The sequence below is a fragment of the Candidatus Pelagibacter communis genome, from assembly GCF_001179985.1.
In the GTDB taxonomy this organism is placed as follows: Bacteria; Pseudomonadota; Alphaproteobacteria; order Pelagibacterales; family Pelagibacteraceae; genus Pelagibacter; species Pelagibacter ubique_J.
Map to the genome: position 1 here is coordinate 1 of NZ_CVSI01000049.1, position 2,147 is coordinate 2,147.

Sequence of the window (2,147 nt, forward strand, 5' to 3'; positions counted from 1 at the left end):
ATAAAGACTTATTTGAGAACATTTCACAAAAATTTGATCTTGAGAGTAATATTAACTTAGTAGAAGTATACGATAATAGTCATATTCAAGGTACTGACAGCATAGGAGCGTTGATTACATTTGGTGAAGAAGGTTTTATAAAGAAAAGATATAGAAAATTTAATATTAAAATTAAAAATAACGAGCAAGACGACTATGGCATGATGCGAGAGGTTATTAACCGAAGGTTCAAACGAGCCATTCAAGAAAAAGATAATTATTTGACAATGCCAGACTTAATTTTAATTGATGGTGGAAAAGGCCAATACTCAGTAGTGAGAGAAACCATGAATGAATTGGGCCTCCACGAGATTCCGATCATAGCAATTGCAAAAGGGAAACTTAGAAATAGTGGTAATGAAACCTTTTTTCATAATGGTAAAGAATTCAAATTTGAAAAAAACGACCCAACTTTATTTTTTTTACAAAGAATAAGAGATGAGGCGCATAGGTTTGCTATAAGCGCACATAGAGCAAAAAGGAAGAAAGGCTTAAAAAAATCGCTTCTAGATCAGATTAGTGGCATCGGGTCTATTAGAAAAAGAGCTCTATTAAATCATTTTGGATCTGCAAGAGCTGTCGAGTCTGCTAGTTTAGATGAAATAAAATCTGTAGAAGGTGTTGAAGAAAAAGTAGCAAGAAAGATATATAACTTTTTTCACGAATAATTATGCTAAAAAAAATTCCTAATATTCTAACAATTGGAAGAATTATTATTGTTCCTATATTCGTATTAACTTTTTTTTTACCAGGATTTTATGGAGATGTGATACCTTGTTTTTTATTTGTTCTTGCATCTTTCACCGATTTTTTAGATGGACTTTTAGCTAGATTATTTAAAGAAGAGTCTAAATTGGGAGAGCTTTTAGATCCAATTGCTGATAAAATTATTGTAGCTACAGCTCTTATACTTTTAGTGATGGACGGTACTATAAAAAATCTTGAGGTTGTGGCAGCAATTATTATTTTAACAAGAGAAATATTAATCTCAGGATTAAGAGAATTTTTAGCTAAAGGACAGATTAATTTACCAGTATCAAATTTAGCAAAATTAAAAACTTTTTTACAAATGTTTTCTATCTCTATTTTACTATCTGGAGAAACAGGTAACAAAATATTAAATTTTCAAGATTATAACGCTCAAACTATTGGGATAATTATTTTGTGGCTATCAGCTTTTTTAACATTATTTACAGCCTATGATTATTTAAGAAAAGGAATTGATCATGCAATTTCAGAAGATAACAAATAATTAAGCAGCCTTTTTTTTTCTAACAATTAATTGATAGGATTCTGATAATTCTATTATGGTACTACAAACTTTAAATTCATAATCTGCAATTTTTGATACTGGAGTAACTTCTGCAGCAGTTCCTGTAAGAAAACACCCTGAAAAATCTTTAAGTTCTTCAGGAGAAATTTTTCTTTCAATAACTTTAATATTTTTTGACTTAGCAATATCTATAACCGTTCTTCTAGTTATACCATCAAGGAATGAGTCTGGGATTGGTGTATGCAGAGTTCCATCTTTATCTTTAAAGAATATATTTGCTCCAGTAGCCTCTGCAATATTTCCTTCATGATCCAGCATAAGTGAGTCAGTATACCCATCTCTTTCAGCTTCATGTTTTGATAATGTACAAATCATATATAAACCTGAAGCTTTTGTATCCCAAGGAATTGTATCAGGTGCAGGTCTTTTCCACTTTGATATATTTAACTTTATTCCTTCAACTTTTAGCTTTGGATCAAAATAAGATCCCCATTCCCAAGTTGCTATAGCCACATGAATTTTTGTCTTTTGAGCTGAGATTGCCATCATTTCACTTCCACGCCAAGCAACGGGTCTTACATATCCATTTTCAACATTTTGTTTAGAAATAATAAGTTTACTAGCTTTATTTATTTGATCTTCACTATAAGGAATTTCAAAACCCATTCGTTTAGCTGAATGAAAAAATCTTGAAGTGTGCTCTTCAAGCTTAAAAATTTCGCCATCGTACACTCTCTCGCCCTCAAAAACACAACTTGCATAATGTAATCCATGACTTAAAACATGTAGTTTAACATCTGACCAATTTACAAGTTCAGAATTGTACCATATCTTA

The 2,147-nt window shown here is 30.9% G+C and carries 3 protein-coding genes; 2 read left to right on the top strand and 1 reads right to left on the bottom strand.

Translation table 11 applies throughout. From position 1 onward, the window contains the following. Both AMN80_RS02195 and pgsA read left to right on the top strand, forming a co-directional pair. On the top strand, nucleotides 1-707 hold a 707-nt coding region (locus AMN80_RS02195), incomplete at its 5' end, for a helix-hairpin-helix domain-containing protein (RefSeq protein ID WP_256997975.1). Nucleotides 708-709: 2 nt separating this feature from the next. Beyond that, the gene (gene pgsA / locus AMN80_RS02200) at nucleotides 710-1,291 is read left to right on the top strand and encodes a CDP-diacylglycerol--glycerol-3-phosphate 3-phosphatidyltransferase (RefSeq protein ID WP_075520371.1); all 582 of its coding nucleotides are present in this window, start codon (nucleotides 710-712) and stop codon (nucleotides 1,289-1,291) included. On the opposite strand, the gene AMN80_RS02205 is transcribed toward pgsA, so the two are convergent. Continuing rightward, nucleotides 1,292-2,147: branched-chain amino acid aminotransferase (locus AMN80_RS02205; protein WP_075520372.1), on the bottom strand; the 856-nt coding region annotated here is incomplete at its 5' end.